This window comes from Crystallibacter degradans (assembly GCF_012952295.1).
GTDB lineage: Bacteria > Actinomycetota > Actinomycetes > Actinomycetales > Micrococcaceae > Crystallibacter > Crystallibacter degradans.
In genome coordinates this window covers 1-21,355 of the sequence record NZ_JABBCH010000027.1, presented here as the reverse complement: position 1 = coordinate 21,355, position 21,355 = coordinate 1, and the positions used below count along the sequence as shown (strand labels likewise).

Annotated in this window: 21 protein-coding genes; 12 read left to right on the top strand and 9 right to left on the bottom strand. The window is 64.3% G+C overall.

The features are described from left to right. The first annotated feature begins 36 nt into the window (after positions 1-36). The 11 genes from HGO92_RS21905 to HGO92_RS21855 all read left to right on the top strand — a co-directional run bounded on the left by HGO92_RS21905 (position 37) and on the right by HGO92_RS21855 (position 11,407). Positions 37-1,110: a CHAP domain-containing protein gene (locus HGO92_RS21905; protein WP_169998646.1), complete on the top strand. Its 1,074-nt coding sequence runs from the start codon at positions 37-39 to the stop codon at positions 1,108-1,110. Further along, a complete protein-coding gene (locus HGO92_RS21900; RefSeq protein WP_169998644.1) occupies positions 1,107-1,619 on the top strand; it encodes a hypothetical protein in 513 nt (170 codons plus the stop codon). Before HGO92_RS21905 ends, HGO92_RS21900 begins: the two co-directional genes overlap by 4 nt. A 45-nt stretch (positions 1,620-1,664) precedes the next feature. Further along, positions 1,665-3,059 (top strand): MinD/ParA family ATP-binding protein, encoded by a 1,395-nt coding sequence (locus HGO92_RS21895; protein ID WP_169998642.1) that lies wholly within the window; start codon positions 1,665-1,667, stop codon positions 3,057-3,059. A 106-nt stretch (positions 3,060-3,165) separates the two neighbouring features. After that, on the top strand, positions 3,166-3,786 hold the full coding sequence (locus HGO92_RS21890) for a DUF6668 family protein (protein ID WP_169998640.1): 621 nt from the start codon (positions 3,166-3,168) through the stop codon (positions 3,784-3,786). Between the two features lie 100 nt (positions 3,787-3,886). Beyond that, the gene (locus tag HGO92_RS21885; protein ID WP_240974877.1) at positions 3,887-4,078 is read left to right on the top strand and encodes a hypothetical protein; all 192 of its coding nucleotides are present in this window, start codon (positions 3,887-3,889) and stop codon (positions 4,076-4,078) included. 25 nt (positions 4,079-4,103) lie between these two features. Then, positions 4,104-4,844, top strand: coding sequence for a DUF8175 domain-containg protein (locus HGO92_RS21880; protein WP_169998638.1), 741 nt, complete (start codon positions 4,104-4,106; stop codon positions 4,842-4,844). 1 nt (position 4,845) lies between these two features. Continuing rightward, positions 4,846-6,135, top strand: coding sequence for a TrbL/VirB6 family protein (locus HGO92_RS21875; protein WP_205834929.1), 1,290 nt, complete (start codon positions 4,846-4,848; stop codon positions 6,133-6,135). After that, complete coding sequence (locus HGO92_RS21870) at positions 6,122-7,630, top strand: SCO6880 family protein (RefSeq protein ID WP_169998636.1); 1,509 nt, start codon at positions 6,122-6,124, stop codon at positions 7,628-7,630. Before HGO92_RS21875 ends, HGO92_RS21870 begins: the two co-directional genes overlap by 14 nt. Continuing rightward, positions 7,630-9,216 (top strand): helicase HerA domain-containing protein, encoded by a 1,587-nt coding sequence (locus tag HGO92_RS21865; RefSeq protein ID WP_169998634.1) that lies wholly within the window; start codon positions 7,630-7,632, stop codon positions 9,214-9,216. The genes HGO92_RS21870 and HGO92_RS21865 overlap by 1 nt, the downstream gene beginning before the upstream one ends. After that, on the top strand, positions 9,213-10,982 hold the full coding sequence (locus tag HGO92_RS21860) for a type IV secretory system conjugative DNA transfer family protein (protein ID WP_346769060.1): 1,770 nt from the start codon (positions 9,213-9,215) through the stop codon (positions 10,980-10,982). The genes HGO92_RS21865 and HGO92_RS21860 overlap by 4 nt, the downstream gene beginning before the upstream one ends. Beyond that, on the top strand, positions 10,979-11,407 hold the full coding sequence (locus HGO92_RS21855) for a DUF4913 domain-containing protein (protein WP_346769059.1): 429 nt from the start codon (positions 10,979-10,981) through the stop codon (positions 11,405-11,407). The genes HGO92_RS21860 and HGO92_RS21855 overlap by 4 nt, the downstream gene beginning before the upstream one ends. 198 nt (positions 11,408-11,605) lie before the next feature. Here HGO92_RS21855 and HGO92_RS21850 read toward each other — a convergent pair whose 3' ends face one another. From HGO92_RS21850 to HGO92_RS21830, 5 genes are all read right to left on the bottom strand, one after another. After that, a complete protein-coding gene (locus tag HGO92_RS21850; RefSeq protein ID WP_240974876.1) occupies positions 11,606-12,670 on the bottom strand; it encodes a helix-turn-helix domain-containing protein in 1,065 nt (354 codons plus the stop codon). Next, positions 12,648-13,304 carry a hypothetical protein gene (locus HGO92_RS21845; RefSeq protein ID WP_169998628.1) on the bottom strand — a complete coding sequence of 219 codons (657 nt, stop codon included), beginning with the start codon at positions 13,302-13,304 and terminating at the stop codon, positions 12,648-12,650. The genes HGO92_RS21850 and HGO92_RS21845 overlap by 23 nt, the downstream gene beginning before the upstream one ends. A gap of 158 nt (positions 13,305-13,462) precedes the next feature. After that, a complete protein-coding gene (locus HGO92_RS21840) occupies positions 13,463-14,221 on the bottom strand; it encodes a hypothetical protein (RefSeq protein WP_169998626.1) in 759 nt (252 codons plus the stop codon). Positions 14,222-14,230: 9 nt separating this feature from the next. Further along, on the bottom strand, positions 14,231-15,805 hold the full coding sequence (locus HGO92_RS21835; protein ID WP_240974875.1) for a relaxase/mobilization nuclease domain-containing protein: 1,575 nt from the start codon (positions 15,803-15,805) through the stop codon (positions 14,231-14,233). A gap of 37 nt (positions 15,806-15,842) precedes the next feature. Beyond that, positions 15,843-16,238 (bottom strand): plasmid mobilization protein, encoded by a 396-nt coding sequence (locus tag HGO92_RS21830; protein WP_169998622.1) that lies wholly within the window; start codon positions 16,236-16,238, stop codon positions 15,843-15,845. A 278-nt stretch (positions 16,239-16,516) separates the two neighbouring features. On the opposite strand from HGO92_RS21830, the gene HGO92_RS21825 reads away from it, so the two are divergent. Continuing rightward, positions 16,517-16,822 carry a hypothetical protein gene (locus HGO92_RS21825; protein ID WP_169998620.1) on the top strand — a complete coding sequence of 102 codons (306 nt, stop codon included), beginning with the start codon at positions 16,517-16,519 and terminating at the stop codon, positions 16,820-16,822. A 615-nt stretch (positions 16,823-17,437) separates the two neighbouring features. Here the strand turns inward: HGO92_RS21825 and HGO92_RS21820 are convergent. From HGO92_RS21820 to HGO92_RS21805, 4 genes are all read right to left on the bottom strand, one after another. Further along, positions 17,438-18,790, bottom strand: a complete 1,353-nt coding sequence (locus tag HGO92_RS21820) for a ParB/RepB/Spo0J family partition protein (protein WP_169998619.1) — start codon at positions 18,788-18,790, stop codon at positions 17,438-17,440. A 628-nt stretch (positions 18,791-19,418) separates the two neighbouring features. Further along, on the bottom strand, positions 19,419-19,769 hold the full coding sequence (locus HGO92_RS21815; protein WP_240974874.1) for a DUF3846 domain-containing protein: 351 nt from the start codon (positions 19,767-19,769) through the stop codon (positions 19,419-19,421). A gap of 86 nt (positions 19,770-19,855) precedes the next feature. After that, on the bottom strand, positions 19,856-20,287 hold the full coding sequence (locus tag HGO92_RS21810; RefSeq protein WP_169998617.1) for a hypothetical protein: 432 nt from the start codon (positions 20,285-20,287) through the stop codon (positions 19,856-19,858). 832 nt (positions 20,288-21,119) lie between these two features. Then, the coding region (locus HGO92_RS21805; protein ID WP_169998615.1) for an integrase core domain-containing protein at positions 21,120-21,355 on the bottom strand (236 nt) is incomplete at its 5' end.

The following is a 21,355-nucleotide window of genomic DNA, read 5'->3' as shown; positions in this document are numbered from 1 at the left end:
GTTTAGTGCTCATGTTGGCGTTAAGGGGAATCAGCCATGAAGCCGAAAGGTCTCGTACTCGGCGCTATTGCGTCAGTGCCGGCGGTGTTCCTGGGTCTGGTCTTCTCTTTAGTGCTGCTGGGAGGGTCAAAGCCGGTAGCTGCGGCTTGTGCCCCGGTTTCGGCCGCCACCGGCAGCGATATCCACGTTGATCGCTACTCCGCGGACCAGTTGAAGAATGCTGCGGCCATCATCAACGCTGGTCAAACCTTGAACCTGCCGGCGAAGGGGCAAATGATCAGTGTGATGGTCGCTTTGGGGGAGTCGGGGCTGCGTGTTCTGGACCATGGCGACGGACCGGGGCCCGACTCTCGTGGATTGTTCCAGCAGCGCGGCAACGGCGCGTGGGGCTCCTACACGGACCGCATGGACCCGACCACCAGCGCCACGAATTTCATCAACGCCCTGCAGGCCGTTGACGGCTGGGAGCTGCTGGATCCGACCATCGCCGGTAACAAGGTTCAACGCAACGCCGACCCGTACCACTACCAAAAGTACTGGCCCGAGGCCGTCAACCTCGTCCAGGCACTCGCGGACGAAAAGTCCCCGCTGCAAGACGGCGGCTGCGCCGTTCCGGGGCGGCCAGGTGCCGGGGATGACTACCCGTGGAAAGACTCGCCGACCTGGCTGCAGGTCGGAGCCAACAAAGCCAGCACGTCCCCGCTGAACATGTACTACCGCGAGTGCGTGGACTTCGCCCTGTGGCGGGTGAACCAGCAGATGGGTTCGGCCAGCGCACCGTTCAAGTTCCTCAACGGCACGTTCCGCCCGGACGGGAAGCGGCTGGGTTCCGCGGTGACGTGGAAGGCCGGCTGGCACGCCAAGGGCTGGCCCACCGGCACCACACCCCGAGTCGGCGCGGTCGTTTGGTACGCACCCGGTACCGGGGGAGCGGACCCGACGTTCGGCCACGTCGCAGTGGTCAAGGAAGTCAACGACGACGGAACCTTCATCGAAGAGGGCTACAACGGCAACCCGCCCCCCGATGACCACAACTACTACACCCGGACGGTCAACAGCACCGCCCCCTCGGCTTTCCTGTACCTGCCCGTTCACGAGGAGAAAAAGTGAAAAAGCCCCTGGCCCTCATCGCGACGGCCCTGCTCTGCGCAGGATGCGCACCGGCAGCGGACACCACGCCGGCACCGCCAGGACCAACCACAGCCGGGCCATCCGCGCCCGTTTCGCTCAGCGCAGGCAGCGGCCCGCAGGCACCCGGCGGCACAGCCCCGGCCACCACCGGCATCAGCTGGGACCAGGCCAGCAAGGACAAGGCCAGGGAAACCGCCGAGCAGGCCATGGCCGACTTCGCCCGCCCCGGCGTGGAGGAACAACGGTGGGCCAATGATCTTGCCCGCTGGCTGACCCCGCAGGCCACCGCCGACTACTCGGCCGTTGACCCGGCCAACGTCCCGGCACACCGCGTCACCGGCCCCGCCACGCTGAGCGTCGATGAAACCAACGGCTACGGCGTCACCGCCCTGGTTCCCACCAACGCCGGCACCTACACGCTGCAGCTGCTCCGCACCGGCGAAGAGGCCCCGTGGAAGGTCAACCGCCTCACCCCACCCACGTCCTAAACGCCGCACCTGCCCCGTCCCACACACGTAAAGGAAAAAGAGTTCATGAGTATGACACCGACCGAGGTCCTGGCCTTTCCGAACATCAGGGCCGTCGTCCGCGACAACGGAACCGCCGAGGTCGTCGTCGCCGGAAACTCGCGCTTCGTTCCTGCCGGGGAATCGCTGCAGGACCTTCGCAACAACGCCCTGGACCTGGTGGTGGGAGAGGCCCGGACCCTGCAGCGCCCCGTCAGGGTCCGGATCGAGGACCCCGACGGGCACGGTGAACTGATCGTGCACCCGGATAAGAACATCGAATCAGTCTCGTACGAGCCCCGCAGCCGGACGGAAACTCCGGAAACCACACGCCAGGAGGCGGCGCCGCCCGTGATCGACACGGTCCCAGCCCCCGAACCGGAGACAGTACCCGCAGAGCCCGACGCGGTTTCCGCCGCTCCCGCGACGAAGGACGCAGAGCCCTGGCCGCCCGGCCCTGTCTCTTCCGGCCCTGTGTCCTCTTTGCCGGAACCGGCTACGCGCCGCCCCCTTCGGGAGGCAGGGAGCTTCCTGGCCGCGCCGAGCACCGTTGAACCGGCCACCCAAGGCATCAGGGGAATGCTGAACAACCTGGGTTTCTCGCTGGCACCATCAGCGAATGAACTGGGTGAACGCGAGGATATCCGGCTGGCCTCCAAGCACTTCGCCGGTACCCGCACCATTGCCGTGGTCAATCAGAAAGGCGGATCGAACAAGACACCCACCGTCGCCGATCTGGCAGCCGTGTTCGGCCGCAACGGCGGCAGCGTCGTGGCCTGGGACAACAACCCGACCACCGGAACGCTTGGCTGGCGGACAGAACAGGGCGACCACACCCGCAGCGCCCTGGACGTCATCGCTGCCGCTGACGCCCTCCTTTCGCCCACTGCCCAGTCCGCAGATATCAACGCCTTCGTTCACCACCAGAGCACCGATAAGTACGACGTGCTGCGCTCCGATGCGGATGTGGACGGCACCCACGAAGTCACCGCCGAAGAAGTAGACATCCTGCACCGGGTTGTCTCCAAGTACTACCGGCTCATCCTGATGGATTCAGGCAACAACCACCGAAGCGCAGAGTGGAACCGCATGATCGACCACGCGGACCAACTGGTGGTTCCCACCACCAACGAAGAAGACCGCGTCGAGGCTGCCCTCCTGACACTGCAGGGCCTGGACCTGAAAAGCGAACGCTCAGCCTCACTCACGACCAACGCCGTCGTGATCGTCTCCGAGCGGCAGAAAGGCGAAGCCCGCCTCTCGCAGGAAACAGCCGCTAAATTCCGTCCCTACATCCGCGATGTCGTCGTGGTGCCCTTCGACCCGGCATTGAAGTCCGGCCAGATCCGATTCGGCGCCCTCCACCCCGCAACGCGCAGGGCCTGGCTCCGGGCGGCAGCCGCGGTCGCCCGCGGCCTCTGACCCGTGACCGACAAAGACCGAAACACCCCGGCCCATCAATGAGTCTTCGTGGCCCACGTACGGGCACGCACACGCTCCACCGATCTTCCGAACGGAAGGAGGAACCATGCAACAGTCCCTGAACCCCTGGATCACCAGTGAAGCCGGGCCCGACAACGCATCAGAAAAAGCACCGGAAACATACGTGCCGCCGCCGGCAGTCATCAGCGCACCGCTAAGGGGCATGGTCGAACCCGACACAGCAGACCGACTGCCCCGCCGCACCATGACAGGACCTGCAACGCTGTGGATCACCGGCGCTCACGGCGGAGCCGGCGAAAACACAATCGCAGGCCTCCTAGACGGCGCACGCGCCACCGGCCACGGCTGGCCCGTACTCGATGATGACCAACGGAAACCGGCTGTACTCCTGGTCTGCCGTTCGGATACGCGGGGTCTGAAAGCCGCTCAAAGCGCCCTCATCCAGTGGGCTTCCGGCGCGGCTCCCGCCGTTGATCTGCTGGGCCTGGCAGTTCTTGCCGATGCGCCCGGGAAACTGCCCAAGGCCCTGAAAGAGTTCGCCTTTCTCGTGGGCGGAGGAGCGCCCCGCCTCTGGATCCTGCCCTGGGTCGAAGCCTGGCGGCACGGGGACGTGACGGCAGACATGCCGAGCCGCGAGTACCAGCGCTTCGCCACCGATCTCATATCCCTGACCAACCAGCCACCAACCACCCCGCAACAGCATTAGTCTCACGAAAGGTCCCACCATGCAGAACAGCGCTCTTCTACTTCCCCTCAGCTTCATCCCCGACCCGACACCCGTAGTTCCTCCGCAAGCGGAGGGCCTTTTGACCGTCCTGGACTGGGCGTCCGGTATCGGCCTCGTCCTCGGTGTCCTGGGCGTGATCATCGTCGGCATCGGCATGGTCATCCAGCTGCGCCGGGGCGAAGGCGGAGAATCCATCGGCAAGCTCGGCTGGGTCCTCGCCGGCTGCATCATCATCACCGGCGCTTCAGGCATCGTCCGCGCATTCGTCTAAAGCAGCTACCGGAAGGAGGATCATCATGAGCGGATCCCGGCAAGAGAACACCGAACAAAATCCCTTTACCCGCCCCGGGTTCATCATCTCGGCCGCCCTGATCCTGGCGATAGTTGCCGCCGGAATCGTGATCTTCTCCGTGCCGAGGGGAAGTACTGAAGCCCAGCCACCGGGCAACCCTGCGGCACCGGATGCAACCAGCAATTCCGCCCCGGCCTCCGGTCTTGAGGAAAGCGTCTGCGGCCTTCCGCAAAGCGAGGGCACCGCTTTGGGTGTGGCCCCGCAAACGACATGGGTTCTCCAAGACGGCATGGCTGTCCCGTCCGACCCTTCCACTGTTGGACCGGGAACAACGAATTCAAACGGGCTCAAGTCCTGCTTCGCCCACTCGCCGGCCGGCGCGCTCTATTCCGCAGCCAATATCTGGGCAACATCGTTCTACGGTGACGCAACACTGGTCTACCAGGACCTCACCGCTGACAGCCCGGCCAGAGACGCTGCCCTCCAAGCAATAAAAGCAGGGAAGGAAATTGGAGGTGGAAGCGCACCGAAAATGCAGATCCAAGGCTTCATCATCCGCAGCTACTCGCCCCAGACAGCGGTAGTCGACCTCGCGGTAAAGACCGAAACCGGTGCGCTCGGATCACTCTCGGCGTCATTGGTCTGGGAAAAGGGCGACTGGAAGCTGGAGCCTCCTGCTGCCGGCGGGAACCCCTTCCGGCAGATCCCGGATATGGGTTCCTACATTCCCTGGGCCGGAGTCTGACATGGCGGACGACGAACAGTGCAACTGGTATGACCTCATCTGCTCGGGTAAATCCGCAGCAGAGGACGCCATCACCGACGTCGGGAACAACGGCATCGAATACCTGGGCCAGGCCATTATTGAGGCCTTGAGCAAAATCGTGACCACGCTGGCCACTTTTTGGGTCGATATGCCCACACCGAACCTCACGACCCCCGACGGTGTGTCCCCAAGCGTCACTGTTGCCTTCCTGGAGAACGGCTTGGTCCTCTGGACCTTGTCCCTGGCTGTGCTGTCAGTAATCATCGGCGGCACCCGCATGGTCTGGGAACAACGCGGCGCACCGCTGAAGGACCTGCTCCGGTCCTTGCTCACGCTCACCCTGGTCTCCGGCATGGGCCTTGCCGTCATCGCCATCCTCGTGGAAGCCGCGGATGTCTTTTCCACGACAATCATCAATACGGCAACGGACGGCGAAGGATTCGCCACAGCGATCAACGAGATCGCAGTCATCCAGGACGGCGACGCCATATTCCTGCTGATTGTTCTCGGCCTGATCAGCCTGCTGACTTCCTTGGTCCAGATTGTGCTCATGATTGTCCGCAGCGGGATGCTCGTCATCCTTGCCGGCATTCTCCCCACAACGGCTGCCTTCACCAACATGGAGATGGGCAGGCAATGGTTCCAGAAGGCCGTGGGCTGGACCCTTGCCTTCATCCTCTACAAACCCGCCGCTTCAATGGTCTACGGGGCCGCCTTCGTGCTCATGGAATTCAGTACCGGCCAGGACGCCCTGCTCGGTTCCATTACCGGAATCTCCCTCATGATCCTCGCCGTCCTCGCCCTCCCGGCTCTGATGCGCTTCGTCACTCCTCTGGTCGGCGCTGTTGCTGCCGGGTCAGGTGCAGGTTCAGGCGCGGCCGCGGGAGCTGCGGTGGGTGCACTGGCCACCGGAGCAATCAACCTGGGACGCAGCGGCAGCGGACGCGGCAGCGCATCACCAACTCCGCCGAGCCAAGCCCCTGGATCCGGCACCGCGGGCAAGGTCAACACCGGAGCCAGCAAGACCGGGCAGAGCGGCGGCACCGCAACGAACGCCAAACCGACGCCCGGCGGTGCGAGGCAGAACGGGTCGAAGGGCGGGGCAGCGCCGACGGCCGCATCCGCAGCCGGAGGAGGTTCGTCCGGGGCAGCCGCCGGACCGGTGGCGTTGGCAGCAAGTACCGGGATCAAGCTGGCAACGAAAGCCGGCGAGGCCGCACAAAAAACCGCGCAGGATTCAACCGGGGAGGGACCCAGTGGCAGCAATTAACACCGAATACAAGGAACCGTCCTATGGAAACTGGCGGGTCCCGCGCTCCGCCGGTCTGGGAGACCTTGGCGCCATCGGCACCGGCATCGTCATGGTCGGACTGCTGCTGGGCATCGTCAGCTTCGCTATCTGGGGGCTCTTCGCCGGTCTGGGCGTCCTGGCGGCAGCCGGACTGCTGGTCCTGTTGCTGACGGTTAAGGACAAACACGGGCAATCCATGGTCGACCGCTTCGGCACCCGGATGAGCTTCCGCCTCGCACGATCGGCCGGTACGAACCTCTACCGCTCCGGACCCCTCGGAGTGACCGGGTGGGGCATGTACCAGCTGCCCGGGCTGGCCGCGCAGTCGAGACTCTACGAGTTCACCGACTCCTACAACCGCCCCTTCGCCCTGCTGCACGTGCCCGCTACCGGCCACTTCACCGTGGTCTTCTCCACCGAACCTGACGGCGCCTCGCTGGTGGACCCCGAACAGGTCGACGCCTGGGTAGCCAACTGGGGCGGCTGGCTCGCCGGCCTGGCCGATGAGGCCGGGCTGGACGCCGCGGCCGTCACGGTGGAAACCGCCCCGGACTCCGGGTACCGGCTGCGCAACGAAGTCCACATGAACATCGACCCGAACGCGCCGGACTTCGCGACGGCGATTCTGCGCGAAGTCGTGGACACCTACCCGGAAGGATCGGCCACCGTCCGCGCCTGGGTATCCCTGACCTTCAACGCCTGCCTGCGGGCCGGGTCAAAGAAGCGCACACCGGAAGACGTGGCCCGTGACCTCGCCTCCCGGATCCCGGGACTGTCGGCCCGCCTGCAGTCCACCGGAGCCGGAATCGCCCGCCCGATGCCGGCTCAGGAACTCTGCGAAGTCGTCCGGGTCGCCTACGATCCCCCCGCCGCGCTGATCATTGACCAGGCCCACGCCGCCGGTACCCCGGTATCCCTGACCTGGGGCGAGGCCGGCCCCACCGCGACACAGGCGAACTGGGAGACCTGCCGGCACGACAGCGCGTTCTCGGCATCCTGGACCATGACCGGGGCCCCGCGCGGGTCCGTGAACTCCTCGGTCCTTTCCCGGCTGCTGGCCCCGCACGGGGACATCGACCGCAAACGGGTGTCGCTGCTGTACCGGCCGATGGATTCCGCCCTGGCCCCCGTCATAGTGGAGCGCGACCAGAACAACGCGAACGTCCGCATCACCTCCGGGAACCGGCCCAGTGCCCGGGCCCTGGTCGATTTCCGGTCCGCCGAGCAGACCGCCCAGGAAGAAGCCCGGGGCGCCGGGCTGGTGAACTTCGGGATGGTCGTCACCGCCACCGTCACCGACGCCGAACGCCTCCCGGATGCCGTCGCCGCCATTGAGCAGACGTCCGGCCCTGCCCGGGTGCTGTTGCGCCGCGCCTACGGTGCCCAGGACACCGCCTTCGCAGCCTCCCTTCCCCTGGGCCTGGTCCTGCCCAAGCACAGCATGCTGCCCTCCGAGATTAAGGATGCCCTGTAATGGCCCGTCTGAAGCTCTTCGCCCGTCCCGCCGGGAAGACCGCCGGACCGGCTAAGGAGGCGCCGCAGAAGATCAGTCGGCAGCCCCGCGAAGCCGGGCCGGGCGCCCGCGGCTGGTCCGGACGTGGCGGAGGCATGGCACAGCTCGTCCCCTCGGTGCGTGAGTACAGGGGGACGACGGTCCAGGTCTGCGGGCTGTGGCCGTTTTCCTCCGGCGCGTCCTCACCCATGATCGGCGTCCCGCTGGGCCGCCATGAAGAAACCCAGGCCACGGTCTGCTGCGACCCGATCAGCTGGTTCCAGCGCGCACGGCTGATCTCCAACCCGTCCGCGTTCATCCTCGGTAAACCCGGGCTCGGTAAGTCCACGCTGGTCCGGCGCATGTTCCTGGGCCTTGCCGCCCAAGGCATCCACCCGCTGGTCCTCGGCGATTTGAAGGGTGAGCACGTCAAAGCCGTCCAGGCCCTCAACGGGCAGGTCATCAAGCTCGGCCGCGGTGCCGGGTACCTGAACATTCTCGATCCCGGCCAGGCCGTCGAGGCAGCCGGGCTCCTCGAGGGCCACGGCCACCACGAAGCCGCCACCCGGGTCCGGGCCGACGCGCATGGCCGGCGGCTGAACATGGTCGTCTCGCTGATCACCATCAGCCGGAACAATCCGCCCACGGATCAGGAACAGACCATCCTGGACCGGGCGCTGCGAGTCCTCGATGAGCGGTTCGACGGCATCCCGGTGCTGAAGGACCTCCTGGACGTGATTGTCTCCGCGCCGGATGAGCTGCGGCAGGTCGCCCTGGACCGCGGTGACATGACCGTCTACCTGCAGGAGACGCGGGCGTTGGAAGCGACCCTGCTGGGCCTGACCGGGGGAGGGAAGCTGGGAGAAATCTTCTCCGCCCAGACCACCAACCCGATGAAGCGGGACCGGGCTGTGGTCTTCGACGTCTCCAGCATTGACGAGACCGAGACCGATCTGCAGGCCGCCGTGCTGCTCGCGTGCTGGTCCTACGGATTCGGCACCGTGAACGTCGCCAACGCCCTCGCGGACGCGGGTCTGGAGCCGCGCCGGAACTACTTCGTGGTCCTGGACGAGTTGTGGCGGGCGCTGCGCTCCGGCAAGGGCATGGTCGACCGGGTGGACGCCCTCACCCGTCTGAACCGGTCCGTCGGCGTCGGGCAGATCATGATCTCCCACACCATGTCCGACCTGCTGGCGCTGCCGGCAGAAGAGGACCGGATGAAGGCCCGCGGCTTCGTGGAACGCTCCGGCATGGTGATCTGCGCAGGCCTGCCGGCCTCCGAAATGCCGCTGCTGACCTCCGCCATCCCATTTTCTCGGCAGGAGCAGCAGAAGCTCATCTCCTGGCAGGATCCGCCCGCCTGGGACTCACGCGGCCTCGACACCGAACCCCCGGGCCGGGGGAAGTTCCTGATCAAGGTCGGCGGCCGCCCCGGCATCCCCGTGCAGATCAGACTGACTTCCCTTGAGAGCGACGGTTTGAACGACACCGACACCAGATGGCACAAACCCGCGCAAACACGCACCGAACCCGCTGCTCCCGGCCGGGACGCGGGTGGTGGACTGTGAGTGCACCGAACCGCAAGGGAACCGGATTAGGCGACGCGCTCGGGATATGGCTCGCCATCGGCGCCGCCACCATCTTCGGCGGCGGCACCTGGGTCGCCGCCCACCTCGGGTCCTGGATGGCCGGCATCGCCGCCCCGCCTGCGCACCCGATTGACCTGGTCGCCGGTCTGGCCAAGGGCCGGGTGCCCTGGCCAGAACAATCAACTACCGTAGCCTGCATACTGGCAGGGGTCCTGATCGCACTGCTGGTGACGGTGCTGGTGGTCCGGTCCCGGACCACAAGCAAACGCACCAGGGTGGACAAGGCCGCCGTCCATATGGGGCGCGGCAAGGACCTGAACCACCTGTCCACCAAGGGCGCCACGGCGACGGCCGTGCGCCTCGGTGTCGAGAACTCCACCGGTGTCCGCCTTGGCCGCAGCGTGGCAGGGAATCGCCCGCTCTGGGCGTCCTGGGAAGACATGCTGATCCTCATCGCCGGCCCGCGCACCATGAAAACCACGTCCTACGCCGTCCCGGCAATACTGGACGCGCCCGGTGCGGTGATCGCCACCTCCAACAAGCGCGACATCGTGGACGTCACCCATCCGATCCGCTCCGAGGCCGGCGAAGTGTGGGTCTTTGACCCGCAGGCCGTCGCGGAGGAGGAACCCACCTGGTGGTGGAACCCGCTGTCATACGTGAAGAACGAAGCCACGGCAGGGAACATGGCCCAGCATTTCGCCGCAGGCTCCCGGGAACCCGGAACAAAACCCGACGCCTACTTCGACCCGGCCGGGCAAAACCTGCTCAAAGCCCTCCTGCTCGCCGCCTCAATCAGCGCCGCCCCGATTACCCAGGTGTACACCTGGCTGACCCGCCCGCACGACGAAGCACCGGCTGACATCCTGCGTGCCGCTGGCTTTGATTTGCTGGCCGACATGGTCATCGGGCACATCAGGGAACCGGAGAAGCAGCGGGCCGGTGTCTACGGCACCGCCCGGCAAATGGTTTCCTGCCTCACAGACCGGGATGTCAGCCAATGGGTCACCCCAACACCGGGCACCACCGTCACCACCGACCCCCGTCCGCAGTTCGTCCCCGAAGACTTTGTGCGCGGAAAGGGCACGCTCTACAGCCTCTCCCGCGAAGGCGTCGGCACCGCAGGCCCGCTCGTCACCGCCCTGACCGTTGCCGTCGTCGAAGCGGCCGAAAAGTACGCCACCTCCCAACCCGGCGGGCGCCTCGCAACGCCGCTGCTGGGGATCCTCGATGAAGCCGCGAACGTCTGCCGGTGGAAAGCCCTGCCGGACCAGTACAGCCATTACGGCTCCCGCGGCATCATCCTCATGACCATCCTGCAGTCTTGGTCCCAGGGCGTGGAAGTCTGGAACCTCGAAGGAATGCGGAAGCTCTGGTCAGCATCCAACGTCAAGATCTACGGCGGCGGCGTCTCCGAAGTCGGCTACCTCGACGAGCTCTCCCGCCTCATCGGCCAATACAGCTACATCAATGTCTCCCGCAGCCACAGCAAGGCAGGGGCCTCCTCATCTCGGCAGGAAAGCAAGGACGAGATCCTGTCCGTCGCCGACCTGACAGCGCTGCCACGGTTCCGGGCCATCCTGCTCGCCTCCGGTGCCCCGGCCACCATGATCGAAACGATTCCCTGGATGAACGGACCGCACGCCCAAAAGGTCAAAGACTCCCTCGCAGCCAAGGAAACAATTGAGCGTGCCCCTGTGGCTGTTGCCGCCCACAATCCATGGACGGACGGGGACAAGGCGTGAGTGAAGAGTTCGGGGACGCCTTCGGCGACGAAGAGGAGCAGTCCCCGACCGGCGGGCTCAGCCATGCTGAGCCCGAACCGGAACTGGTGTACTCCAGCGCCGTGGAGTTCTTCGCAGAACTGATGGCCCAGTCCTACGTCCGTGAAGTCAACGAGGGCGCAGCCTACGCGTGGTGCCCTGAGTGGTACAAACATCCCGAAGCCCTTATTCGGATGGAAGCCATTTGGCGCGCCTGGGAACACTTACGGCTGGAGCCTGCTCTCGGGGTCAGCACCTGGTGGCTGAACCACGCCGACCCGCACATGCGCATCCTCATGGACAAAGAAGGCCCCTTCAAAAAATGCGCCTACGACGGACACAAAACCCCCGCCCGGGACAGAACTGCTCTTCCCCATAAGGCCCCCGAAGCAGGAATCTTTGACTAGCACCGCTGGATGCTCACGATCAGATGAAAAGAACGAGGGACACGCTGAAGCCTTTGCTGCCCCGGACCGCACAGCCGGAGCTGAGCCGACTTCTAGCTGTCCATGGCTGGGGTCAATTCGGTTATCCACGGCTGGAAATTGGGAGCCAATCAGCCCGCGAATCAGCTTCGTTCACGTGAGCGACATCCAAGAAACCCTTTAGGCAGCCACAGGAACGAGCCCTCGGACAAAGTCACGAACGTCACCAGGATTTAGGTCTAGATCTATCGCTGCATCGTGCACGTTCACCTTTAGGCCGGATCCGAACATGACCTTGCGAAGAAGCTGCGAACTCTCAGGGGTAATACCTCCCGGCTCTGACGATCGGTAGCCCTTCTCGGACAAGGCCACACATAGGCTCCGATATTGCCAGTCGCTGAGAAGTTCAAGCTCATGCAGGCGATGAGTCATCGCCATCGCAGAAACTTTCCAGAACGACCGGGCGGCAAGGATTCGTTCCAGGCTGGCACTGCGCATGGATTGAGAGAGCACGGCAGTGCGAGGCATGAGGAAACTTGCTGCAAAGCTATTTGCCTCTGATTCGCGTTCCTTTGACGTGCTTGGGTCCATGTCCTGCTCGCCATGAAGGGCCAAATGGCCTAGCTCGTGTGCTGCGTCAAAGCGCTGTCGTTCCGCCGACCGCGACGTGTTTAGAAAGACATATGGCTTACTATCGCGAATAAAACAAAAGGCATCAATATCCGTGTAGTCGTGACTCAGCGCAGCTACGCGTACACCCCGCGATTCCAAGAGGTGAACCATGTTCGCTATGGGACGATCTCCCAAGTTCCATCGGTGACGAACGAGTTCAGCTGCTTGTTCAGGCTTGAACTTGTCCAATGACGGAGTGTCGGCAGCAGGTAGCTTGAACCGAGCCTCGATGATGTTGAAAAACTCGACAGCGAGACTTGCATTAGCCAAGACAGCGTCGCGCCGAGCCGCGGTGGTTTTGCTTAACTTGCGGAAGCTGGCGGCCTCGACAGGGATCACTTCGGAAGTTTCCCGATCAAAAAAGCCTGGAGACACGGATAGCGCTCGAGCCAACTTCAGTAAGTTCTCGTCATTGGGCGCGAGCCTGCCGTTCTCGTAGTTAGTCAATGAGCGGAGAGAAACACCGCTTAGATCCGCAAGTTTGGTCAAGGTAAGGGCCAAACGCTGACGCGCCAGCTTCAAGCGAGATGGGTTGAACATCAAAGCGCCCTCAAAGCGGTTCGACAGAGACATTGATGTCTCCATCATCATCAGGAACGTCGAAGATCGACAAGTCCCCGTCCAAATCAAGGAACTTAATGGGAATTTGTTCGGCCCAATCGTTCACGATCCCACCAGGGGTCATCGCGCTCGGACGTGACAGTTCGAGATTCAGTCCGCTGCTGGTGCGCTCATGGACGAGCAGCCACAACGGAGCTGTGCGCGCTGAGGCGTCCAATTCTGCTTCCAGATAGGCTTCTTCCGCACCGAACAGCATCGGTACCTGGGTCCGACTTACTTGGAGTGACTGGCGTGTGGCTTTGCCCTTGCGCCCAGTCCGAGGCTTAATGCGAACGTCGCCATTTCCTACATTTCGTCCGGCAGCAACCGTAAACGCGATCAAGCCATCGGGATGCACCAGACGGGGCTGCTGATCGACATACGTCAGACTCCAGCCGTCTTCCGCGAGGAGCTGGTGGAACTGTTCCATGGCGTCGTTGTAGATATCTGTACCCGGCGTAGAACGGAGCGCCTTGGACGAGCGATTTGTGGCACGGGTCAAACCAGGACGCAGAGCGGTGTGGATCAGCTCGGTGGACAGGCCAAAATCAGCGAGACGTCGTTCATGGTTCCATGAACCAGATGCGATCGAAGATAGCACTACCATGATGCTCCTTAATTGCCGTTGCGTGTAATGCTACCTCAATTGTGGTGCAATTTCGCGCAACCGGCCGGTCCGGGAGTCTGGCTGGTGGGTCTACCTCGCAGGAGGGTTGGATCCCGATCGGCGCTGCCCTGGCCCCGGGCGGGAAGTGACAGTCACCGCTAGCGTTCGAGTCCTCCGCGTTCCAGGGTCCTCCCCTGGCCCGCTTGCTTGGGCATCTTGGACGTCTTAGCAAGAGACGGCTTTTGAGTGACGGCCGCAGTCGCCGGCGTGCCCTGGTGTTTGTCCGCGAGGAGTCGGGAGCTGACCGCTTCACGATCGCCCTTGCCTTCGAGGCTTTCCGCCAGCTGCTGACGCCGCTCCGGGGAATCGTAACCCGGTTCGTCCCGTGCCTTTTGTGCTGCTTGGTCCTGCCTGTTGGCGCCAGCCACCGCAGCTACGGCCACCACTTCATCGGTGCGTGCAGCCGAGGCTTTGGTCCGTTCGTTTTCAGCTTCTGTACGGGCTTGTTGCGCCCGGGCGAGAGCGGAAGATACGGATGCCTCGTCCGCCCCTGTGTTGTTCACGTCGATGCCGTACCGGGCCTGTACCTGGTTCCGGATGTGTTCCGATGCCTGAAAGGCTTCGGGGTCGTATCCCTTCCATGCGGTGGCCGTCTGGTGGGCGTGTTCGATCATTTGGGGGGTGGCCTTGTCCCACCAGTCGTCTCTGGCGGTCGGTGCGAGTTGGGCGCGGGCGACTGCGCGTTGGGCGTCGAAGCGTTCCTGGAGCTGGCGTGCGCGGTGTTCTTCGGCGGCGGCGATGTTGCGTTGTTCTTCTTCCCGCATTCGTGCCAGTTGTTCGCCGATGCGAGCGGCGACCATCAGCCCGGTACGCATTGCGCCGTCTACTGCTTCGTCCATTCCGTCTGCTTCGCTCATGCTCTTCCCCTATCGCTCGATGCCTGGTTTCAAATGGTGGTCCCGGTTTAGTTCGGGCGGTCCGGCCGGTCCGGTCTGCTGCAGTGTTTTTTCTGCGCTGGTGAGTGTCGTCGGGACGGGAGAGCCGCCGCGGGACCGTTCGGCGATGAGCCGTGCCCGGAGGGCTTCTTCGCTGGCTCCCGGGTGCTGTTCCCGCAGTGCTTCCATGGTCACGGGCTGTGCCTCGATGGTCTGTGTTGTGGCGCTGGCTTCAACGGCTTTGCTGGCAGCGGTCACGGCTGCGGCGAGACCTCTGACGCGGCGGAGGTCGTCGGTGGCTTTGTGCATGTCGTGGATGGCCCGGGCGGTCTGGGCGAGCTGCCGGAACATCAGGGCGTAGGCTGCCCGTTCGCTCTTTGAGGTGGCCGCCAGCAGGATCATTGTCGCGCCGCGTGCGGACGGCAACGCGGCTGCCGGCCGCTTGGGGTAGCGGCGGAGCTGGGCTGATTTGGACAGCTCGCGTGCGGCGTCAGCCAGTGGCCCGGGGGTGGGTTCGATGCGCTTGGACCATGCACCGAATGCGGCTGCTGTTTCGCGGGCGGCTTGCGCCCAGGCGGCGTGGTCATTGTGCGGGGTGGTGGCCAGTTTCTCGCGGAGAGCGCTGATGTCGTTGGCGTATTTGCTCCACAGCTCCGCGGAAGGCTGCAGCGTCTCCTTACCCGGTGCAACGGGTCTGCGGTTGCGGGCTGCGGCGTTCCATTCCGCGACGGCCGCGGTTGCCGATTCGGGGGTGCTTTCCCAATCACTGCGGAGTTTGGGCAGGGCCAGATCCCGCCCCAGGGAGTTACCGCCAAACCAGACGGCCCGCTCCCCCTTGCGTGGCCGTTCGGCAACAGAGTACCCGGTCACGACGTCGGTGCGGCCGGCAGCGTAGCGGGGCCGCACGAGCAGGCCTTCTTGGCGGGCGCGGCGAACGAACTCGGCTTCGTCCGTTGATGCTGTAGCGCAGGTGCGGACCTTGCGTGCGAGGCTGTGGCGTTCGACCTCGGGCAGTCCCTGGCGGGTGGCTTTGGCCTGTTCCGCCGGGGTGTATCCGCGTTCGGCGCGGACGGCGTCGAGTTCGGTAAGTCCGTACTTTTTCTCCAGTGCCCGGGCGACCTGTTGGGACTTGTACTTGCTCTTCCAGCTGTTCCATTTGGTGCCGTCGTCGCGGACCATGCTGGCCACGATGTGGATGTGGTCGTTGCCGTTCTTGCTCAGTCCGTGGCGGACGGCAACCCAACGGGCCGGGGCCTTTCCGCCGTCCTCGGTGAAGTCCATGTCCTTCATGAAGTCATTGGCGATGGCGCCCCACTGTTCGTCGGTGAGCTGGCCTTCTTCGGCTGCCATGCTCAGTGAGCAGTGGAAGACGTGGCCGCCGTCGACCTCGGTCTTGTAGAACTGCTTGGCACGGTCCAGGGCGTTGGCGATATCCAGGGCCGCGTCGCGGTTCAGTTCGTTGTCGTCATGCCACGCCATGAGCGCAGAGTCACCGGCAACGAGGTGCGGTTCCTCGTGTTCGTTGGCACGTCCCGGGCCCGCAAGGTAGATCATCAGGCCCGCCATGCGGTCGCCTTGGGTGATGTTCGGAATCACGTCAGGATCACCGGCCGGCCATGTCAGCGAGCTGGCGGTCGATCCGGATGATGACGCTTCTGGCGTGCGCAATCGCGGGCGCCGCATCCGCTGGTACTTCCCCTGTCGCGTTGGCGTGCCGGGCGATCTGGTTGATGTTGTTCGCCACAGACCCGACGAGGCGCTGCAGGTTCGAAAGCTGCATGAACTGATCACGCCGCTCTGACGGACTTTCACTGTCCTCGTTGAGAGCCGCCTCGATCAGAAGCCGTGGGATCGTGACGCGGTGCTTCTCCGCCAGGGCAAGCAGCTGGGCCTCTTCTTCAGGGCTGACCTTGACCTCGTGACGGTGCATCCTTCCACCATCAACGTTCGCGCGCCGGCGGCGGGACTTCCAACCTGCGAAGCCGTTACCTTCAGTCATCTGTTCCGCCCTCCCCTACCTTGCCAGCGCAGCGACCCGGAAACCCCGGGACCAGACACCAGTCTGCCGCAACCGGAACGCAGTTGCCCGGAGCGACACGAACTTAGCCCGGCTAAGTTCCCAGCTTGCTCTGCCGGGGCGCCGCTACAGAGGAAGCTGGCCTGGGGCAGCGGAGAGGACTGCTACTCAAGGCTTCGAGCTTCTAAGCACTCTTGTGTAGGCGCCATTGAACGCACCCTTCGGGCGACTTTTTCTGTCGGGCCCTCTAAGGTTCAACCATGGCGACTATCAGCATTAAACACACTCAGGAAAAAGCCCGGCAGCTCCTCAATTCGCGCATCGAATCCGTCACCGCGCTGGTGCAGGCCCGTCAGCGAATCGCTGACCTCAGGGAGCAGCTGGCCGAAGCCGAACGCGAAGACAAACGCGCCTATGTCCGTGCCACGCGCGACGGATGGAGTGAAGAAGAACTCAAAAAACTCGGGCTGGAGAACGCAGCCGCTAAACGCCGCAAACGGGCCGCCGTACAGCCGGCTAAAACGTCGCCCGCATCGACCATGGAAACAGCTGGCGATCCCGCCTGAATTTTAGGGACAGCAAGCTCCGACAGGCAGTAGCCCCTCGTCCACATGGGCACGGCAAAAGCTATTTCCTTCGGGCTTTTCCCGCACCCATGTGGACGACGGGACCCGGCTGACCGCCTGCACACAGCCACCACGGCACCACCGGGGTGCCGTCGCGTTGGGCGAGCGGTGGCCGTGCACAGCCTCTGACGCGCGGGGCCGGGGGCGGTCAGCTTTCCCATGTCCCAAAACGCAACGCTGCCGGTTCCCGACCGCCACGACGAGGTTTCGTGCGCAGGGCAACGCACAGCCTTTGGGCTGACGGGTGCTTAAACGGAAGAGGGCCGGCTAGGGCCAGCCCTCTTCCGTCCTTCGGCAAAAGGAAATCTCGCTTCAGCTTAGCTGAACGTCGCTCGTGGTTTGGGCGCCGCACGGGCATCGTCACTGCGTCTGGCAGCGCGGCACTCGGATGGCCGGGTGGCCGGTGGCGTGCAACGGCGGTCCGCCGCTGGTGAGCAGCCTCCCGGGTTCGCCCCCGGGGCAGCGGACCGCCCGCCGCGTGGGAGGTTTCCGGCGTGTTTGCGGTGAGTGGCTGAGCTCCTTGCCGGGCGGTGGGGTCCGCCCGGCAAGGGGGTCTTAGGCCGCTGTTTCGTCCTCGGCCGGGGTGCCGCTGTCAAGGATGATCTGCTCAACCTCCGACGGGGTGTATCCCCATGTGATCAGCTGTGTCAGGTAGTCGCGGTGGGTCTGGGACGGGGAGCGCCATGAGTCTTTGGCGATCGTCTTCTCATACCCGGCGCAGATCAGCGCGATCAGGGAAAACTCAGGCCGTGCCGTGGACTTGGCCACGTGGTCCCTCAGCGGGTTCCATCCCCACGTCTTGGACCCTTCGGCCTTGGCTCCGACCATGCCAGCGGCCACCTGGCCGTCATAGCCGCTGGCCGTCTCCGCGTGGTGCGTGATCGCATGGACTGTGAAGTACTGCCAGCCCTTCGGGGCCTGCTTCTTCGACAACAGGGACTTCACAAATTCCCGGCGCACCGTCGTGGCCGAGACCATGGCCTTGTTGTTCTCGATCAGGGTTTTCCGCTCGGCCTTCTGCTCATCCGTCATCGGCCCTTTCCGTGAACCGGTGCCGCCGTCGTAACGCTCGTATCTCGGGGTGAAGCCCAGGTCCTTCCACCCGGTGATGGCCGGCTTCGCGTGATGCTCACCCCGGTAGTCGGTGCTGATCACATAGACATTGGCGTCCTCGTCGGTGGCCGGTTCCCCGTCCGCCCGCAAGGCTGCGGAGACATACAGGTTCTCTTCCTCGGCGTAGTGTCCGGCGTCCTCCACGATCCTCTTGCCCAGGGCCGTGAGTTCTTCACGGAACGCGGCGAGGGCCGCGGAACTGTCGCGGCGGTCACGCAGCATCTGGGCGACATGCAGCAGCTGGTCCGGTTCGTCCGCGATAACGGATTCCAACTCGGCTGTGGCGTCCTCGTCCCCTTCGAACTCGGCCATGATCAGCGCTTCCTCGATGGACCATCCCTTGCCCAGGGCGGCGGCTCCGGCCTCTGACGCTTTGGCCTTCAACGCGCCTTCGACACTGGTTTTGGTCCGTCCGGTCTTCTTCGCGATGGCGGCCGCTGAAACCCCGATCAGGGACAACTGGTGGTACGCGTCGGCTTCGTCCGCTTCGGTCAGTTCCGCGCGCTGGATGTTCTCCACCACCTGCGTCACGATGCGTTCTGCTTCCTCGGGGGACTCGATGATCATCACCGGGATTAGGGGCCGTGCGGCTTCCACCGCGCCGCGGGTGCGGCGCTGGCCCATCAGGACATGCACCGTACCGTCGTCCTTGCGGTGCGCGATCACCGGTTCCATCACGCCGTGTTCCCGAATGCTGGCCACGAAATCAGCCGTCAGGGAAGCGTCCTTGCGGACGTTGACGTCCACGGTCAGGGTGGCCGGGTCGAGCATTTCGAGGGTGGGTGTTGCGTTCATGTTGGTGTTGCTCCTTTTTGCCGAAAGGGTTGGCGGGGTGGGGCGATCGTGGTGACCGGCCGGCTTCCCCTTGCCCCCGCCGCGTTGTTTTTGTTGCTGGCACGAAGTGCTCTACGGGGCCGACGGAGGCGTCTCCTCCCGCCCAGGGCAAGGTGCCGGGAATCTTCGAAAGGAAATAAGCGACGCAGGAGCGCCGTCGAAGATTTGCGGTGCCGCAGGGCCCCGGAGGAACGACGGGGCCAGGAGCTTGAGCCGGAGCGGAACCGTATGATCCGCCAGGACAGCCACAAAAAACGTCGTAGACAGATCAGGTCCGGGCACGGCGGAGCCCTGCGGAGCCGGGACCGGACCCGAACAGCCGGCCACGAAGCGGAGCGCAGTGGACGTCCTTGTCAGGTGCGAGCCCCGCGAGCACCCGCTTCCCGGTCACCACGGATCCCGCCAAGGTTCGCCCCGATCAAGTCTTTCCGCGCACATCAGGTGATGTGTGCATCTGGCGGGAATGGCGGTCCGCCGCCGCCGACCAGTCGCGCGACCCGACCACTGGCGGCGGACCGCCCGCGCACCTTCGAAAGGGGCGATGACCGGGCACCCACCTACTCATCCGAGTAAGCGGGTGCCCGGTTAACTAGGCCGTTGCCTGGTGCAGTCCGAAGAGCTGCTGTGCGAGGTCGATCAGGTCCCGGGGTACGTCACCCTCGTCCCCGTCGCGGGTCTCACCCAGGAACACCGTATTCCCGCAGTACAGGTCGGCCAGCACTCCGGTTTCCTGCAGGACCAGCAGCGCAGCACGGCGGTTCCAGTCAAGGCCCAGGATTTTGCCTTCCTCGTTCAGGTAGAAATGCCAGTCACCACCGCTCACGGCTTCAATGTTGCCGCCAACAAGGGTTTGCAGAGTCTCCAAACCGGCGTCGATGGTTTCCACGCGGGCCGGCTCGTTCAGGTCGGCCGGGATGATCAGGGCGGTACAGGTGCTCATCAGGATTTAGTCCTCTCAAATAATCGTCTCTGGGGGTGGCGCGGTGCCCCGCCGCTCCGGGCGGGGCACCGCAGTGTGAGGGGCGGTTAGGCGGCGTCGTGGATCACGCAGGGCGTGCGGTAACGGCCGGGCAGTTCGGCGGCAGCCTCGGGCAGGTCTTGCGGGCCCTGTGCCTGTCCGTTCTTCCAGTGGAAGAACGCCTGCTCCGTGATCGCTTCCCAGAAACGCGCCTTGGTCCGGTAGAAGGTCGTCCGCACGTCGCCCTCGCAGTACGTGGCCATGCCGAACAGGTTGCCGGTCTCGTCGGCGGTGCGGATGCCCGCGACCATGACATAAGGCCACTGGCCAAGGTCCCAGCCGTCACAGCCCCAGCTGGGGATCACGGACCAGCCGTGTTCGCTGATCACGTCCATCCAGTCGCAGCCGTCGTTCATGTGGTAATCCACGAGCACGGGAAGACCGTGGATGGTTTCGCTGGTGTCGGCGGTGGTCACGGTCCTGATGGTGACTGCGTTCATGGTGGTGTTGCTCCTTTTTGCCGAAAGGGTTGGCGGGGTGGGGCGATCGTGGTGACCGGCCGGCTTCCCCTTGCCCCCGCCGCGTTGTTTTTGTTGCTGGCACGAAGTGCTCTACGGGGCCGACGGAGGCGTCTCCTCCCGCCCAGGGCAAGGTGCCGGGAATCTTCGAAAGGAAATAAGCGACGCAGGAGCGCCGTCGAAGATTTGCGGTGCCGCAGGGCCCCGGAGGAACGACGGGGCCAGGAGCTTGAGCCGGAGCGGAACCGTATGATCCGCCAGGACAGCCACAAAAAACGTCGTAGACAGATCAGGTCCGGGCACGGCGGAGCCCTGCGGAGCCGGGACCGGACCCGAACAGCCGGCCACGAAGCGGAGCGCAGTGGACGTCCTTGTCAGGTGCGAGCCCCGCGAGCATGCATATGGCCGAAGCTGACACGGCGGCTTGATACCGTAGCGCTGTCCTGTCTATTCCCCCAGCCCCAGAGCTGGATCCTCTACGAGGGAGAGAACCATGCGAATCCGGAGCCTCTTCAGATGGCGCCCAATATCCGCCGTGAGGGACTCCTCCCCTGCTGCACCAAACCCGACCGAAGGACCCGAGCAGCTAACGCCTGAGCAGCTGGTGGACCTGAAAGACGCGTGGTCGGAACTCCGCCGCGCAGCTGAGGCCGCCGGTGTGAGAAGCATGCGGGCATGTACGGCTGATGGGAGCGCGTGGGAACAGAATGCAGAGGCCGTCCGCAGGATGGCTGCCATGATCAGAGAACTCCCTGAACCGGATACCGCTGTATCAGCGGACGATATGATTGGGCCCCCTTTAGCAGTCCAGCGGCTATGCGATAGCTGATTGGTGGTCTGCGGTCCACTGATTCCAGTAGTTGGATGGTGTCATTCCATCCAGGGATCCGTGGGGCCGTTCATGATTGTAGATGTCTTTCCATTCGTCGGCCAAGTACTTTGCTTCGGCCATGGTGTCGATGATTTCTCCGGAGAGTTGTTCCCTTCTGAATTGGGCGTTGAATGATTCGATGAACCCGTTCTGCCAGGGCGATCCCGGGTCGATGAACG

What these genes read in the sequence shown, in the direction of transcription:
- HGO92_RS21905 (WP_169998646.1), top strand. Translation starts at nt 37, where the DNA reads ATGAAGCCGAAAGGTCTCGTACTCGGCGCTATTGCGTCAGTGCCGGCG.
- HGO92_RS21895 (WP_169998642.1), top strand. Translation starts at nt 1,665, where the DNA reads ATGAGTATGACACCGACCGAGGTCCTGGCCTTTCCGAACATCAGGGCC.
- HGO92_RS21890 (WP_169998640.1), top strand. Translation starts at nt 3,166, where the DNA reads ATGCAACAGTCCCTGAACCCCTGGATCACCAGTGAAGCCGGGCCCGAC.
- HGO92_RS21880 (WP_169998638.1), top strand. Translation starts at nt 4,104, where the DNA reads ATGAGCGGATCCCGGCAAGAGAACACCGAACAAAATCCCTTTACCCGC.
- HGO92_RS21875 (WP_205834929.1), top strand. Translation starts at nt 4,846, where the DNA reads ATGGCGGACGACGAACAGTGCAACTGGTATGACCTCATCTGCTCGGGT.
- HGO92_RS21865 (WP_169998634.1), top strand. Translation starts at nt 7,630, where the DNA reads ATGGCCCGTCTGAAGCTCTTCGCCCGTCCCGCCGGGAAGACCGCCGGA.
- HGO92_RS21850 (WP_240974876.1), bottom strand. Translation starts at nt 12,670, where the DNA reads ATGTCTCTGTCGAACCGCTTTGAGGGCGCTTTGATGTTCAACCCATCT.
- HGO92_RS21845 (WP_169998628.1), bottom strand. Translation starts at nt 13,304, where the DNA reads ATGGTAGTGCTATCTTCGATCGCATCTGGTTCATGGAACCATGAACGA.
- HGO92_RS21840 (WP_169998626.1), bottom strand. Translation starts at nt 14,221, where the DNA reads ATGAGCGAAGCAGACGGAATGGACGAAGCAGTAGACGGCGCAATGCGT.
- HGO92_RS21835 (WP_240974875.1), bottom strand. Translation starts at nt 15,805, where the DNA reads ATGGCGGGCCTGATGATCTACCTTGCGGGCCCGGGACGTGCCAACGAA.
- HGO92_RS21830 (WP_169998622.1), bottom strand. Translation starts at nt 16,238, where the DNA reads ATGACTGAAGGTAACGGCTTCGCAGGTTGGAAGTCCCGCCGCCGGCGC.
- HGO92_RS21825 (WP_169998620.1), top strand. Translation starts at nt 16,517, where the DNA reads ATGGCGACTATCAGCATTAAACACACTCAGGAAAAAGCCCGGCAGCTC.
- HGO92_RS21820 (WP_169998619.1), bottom strand. Translation starts at nt 18,790, where the DNA reads ATGAACGCAACACCCACCCTCGAAATGCTCGACCCGGCCACCCTGACC.
- HGO92_RS21815 (WP_240974874.1), bottom strand. Translation starts at nt 19,769, where the DNA reads ATGAGCACCTGTACCGCCCTGATCATCCCGGCCGACCTGAACGAGCCG.
- HGO92_RS21810 (WP_169998617.1), bottom strand. Translation starts at nt 20,287, where the DNA reads ATGAACGCAGTCACCATCAGGACCGTGACCACCGCCGACACCAGCGAA.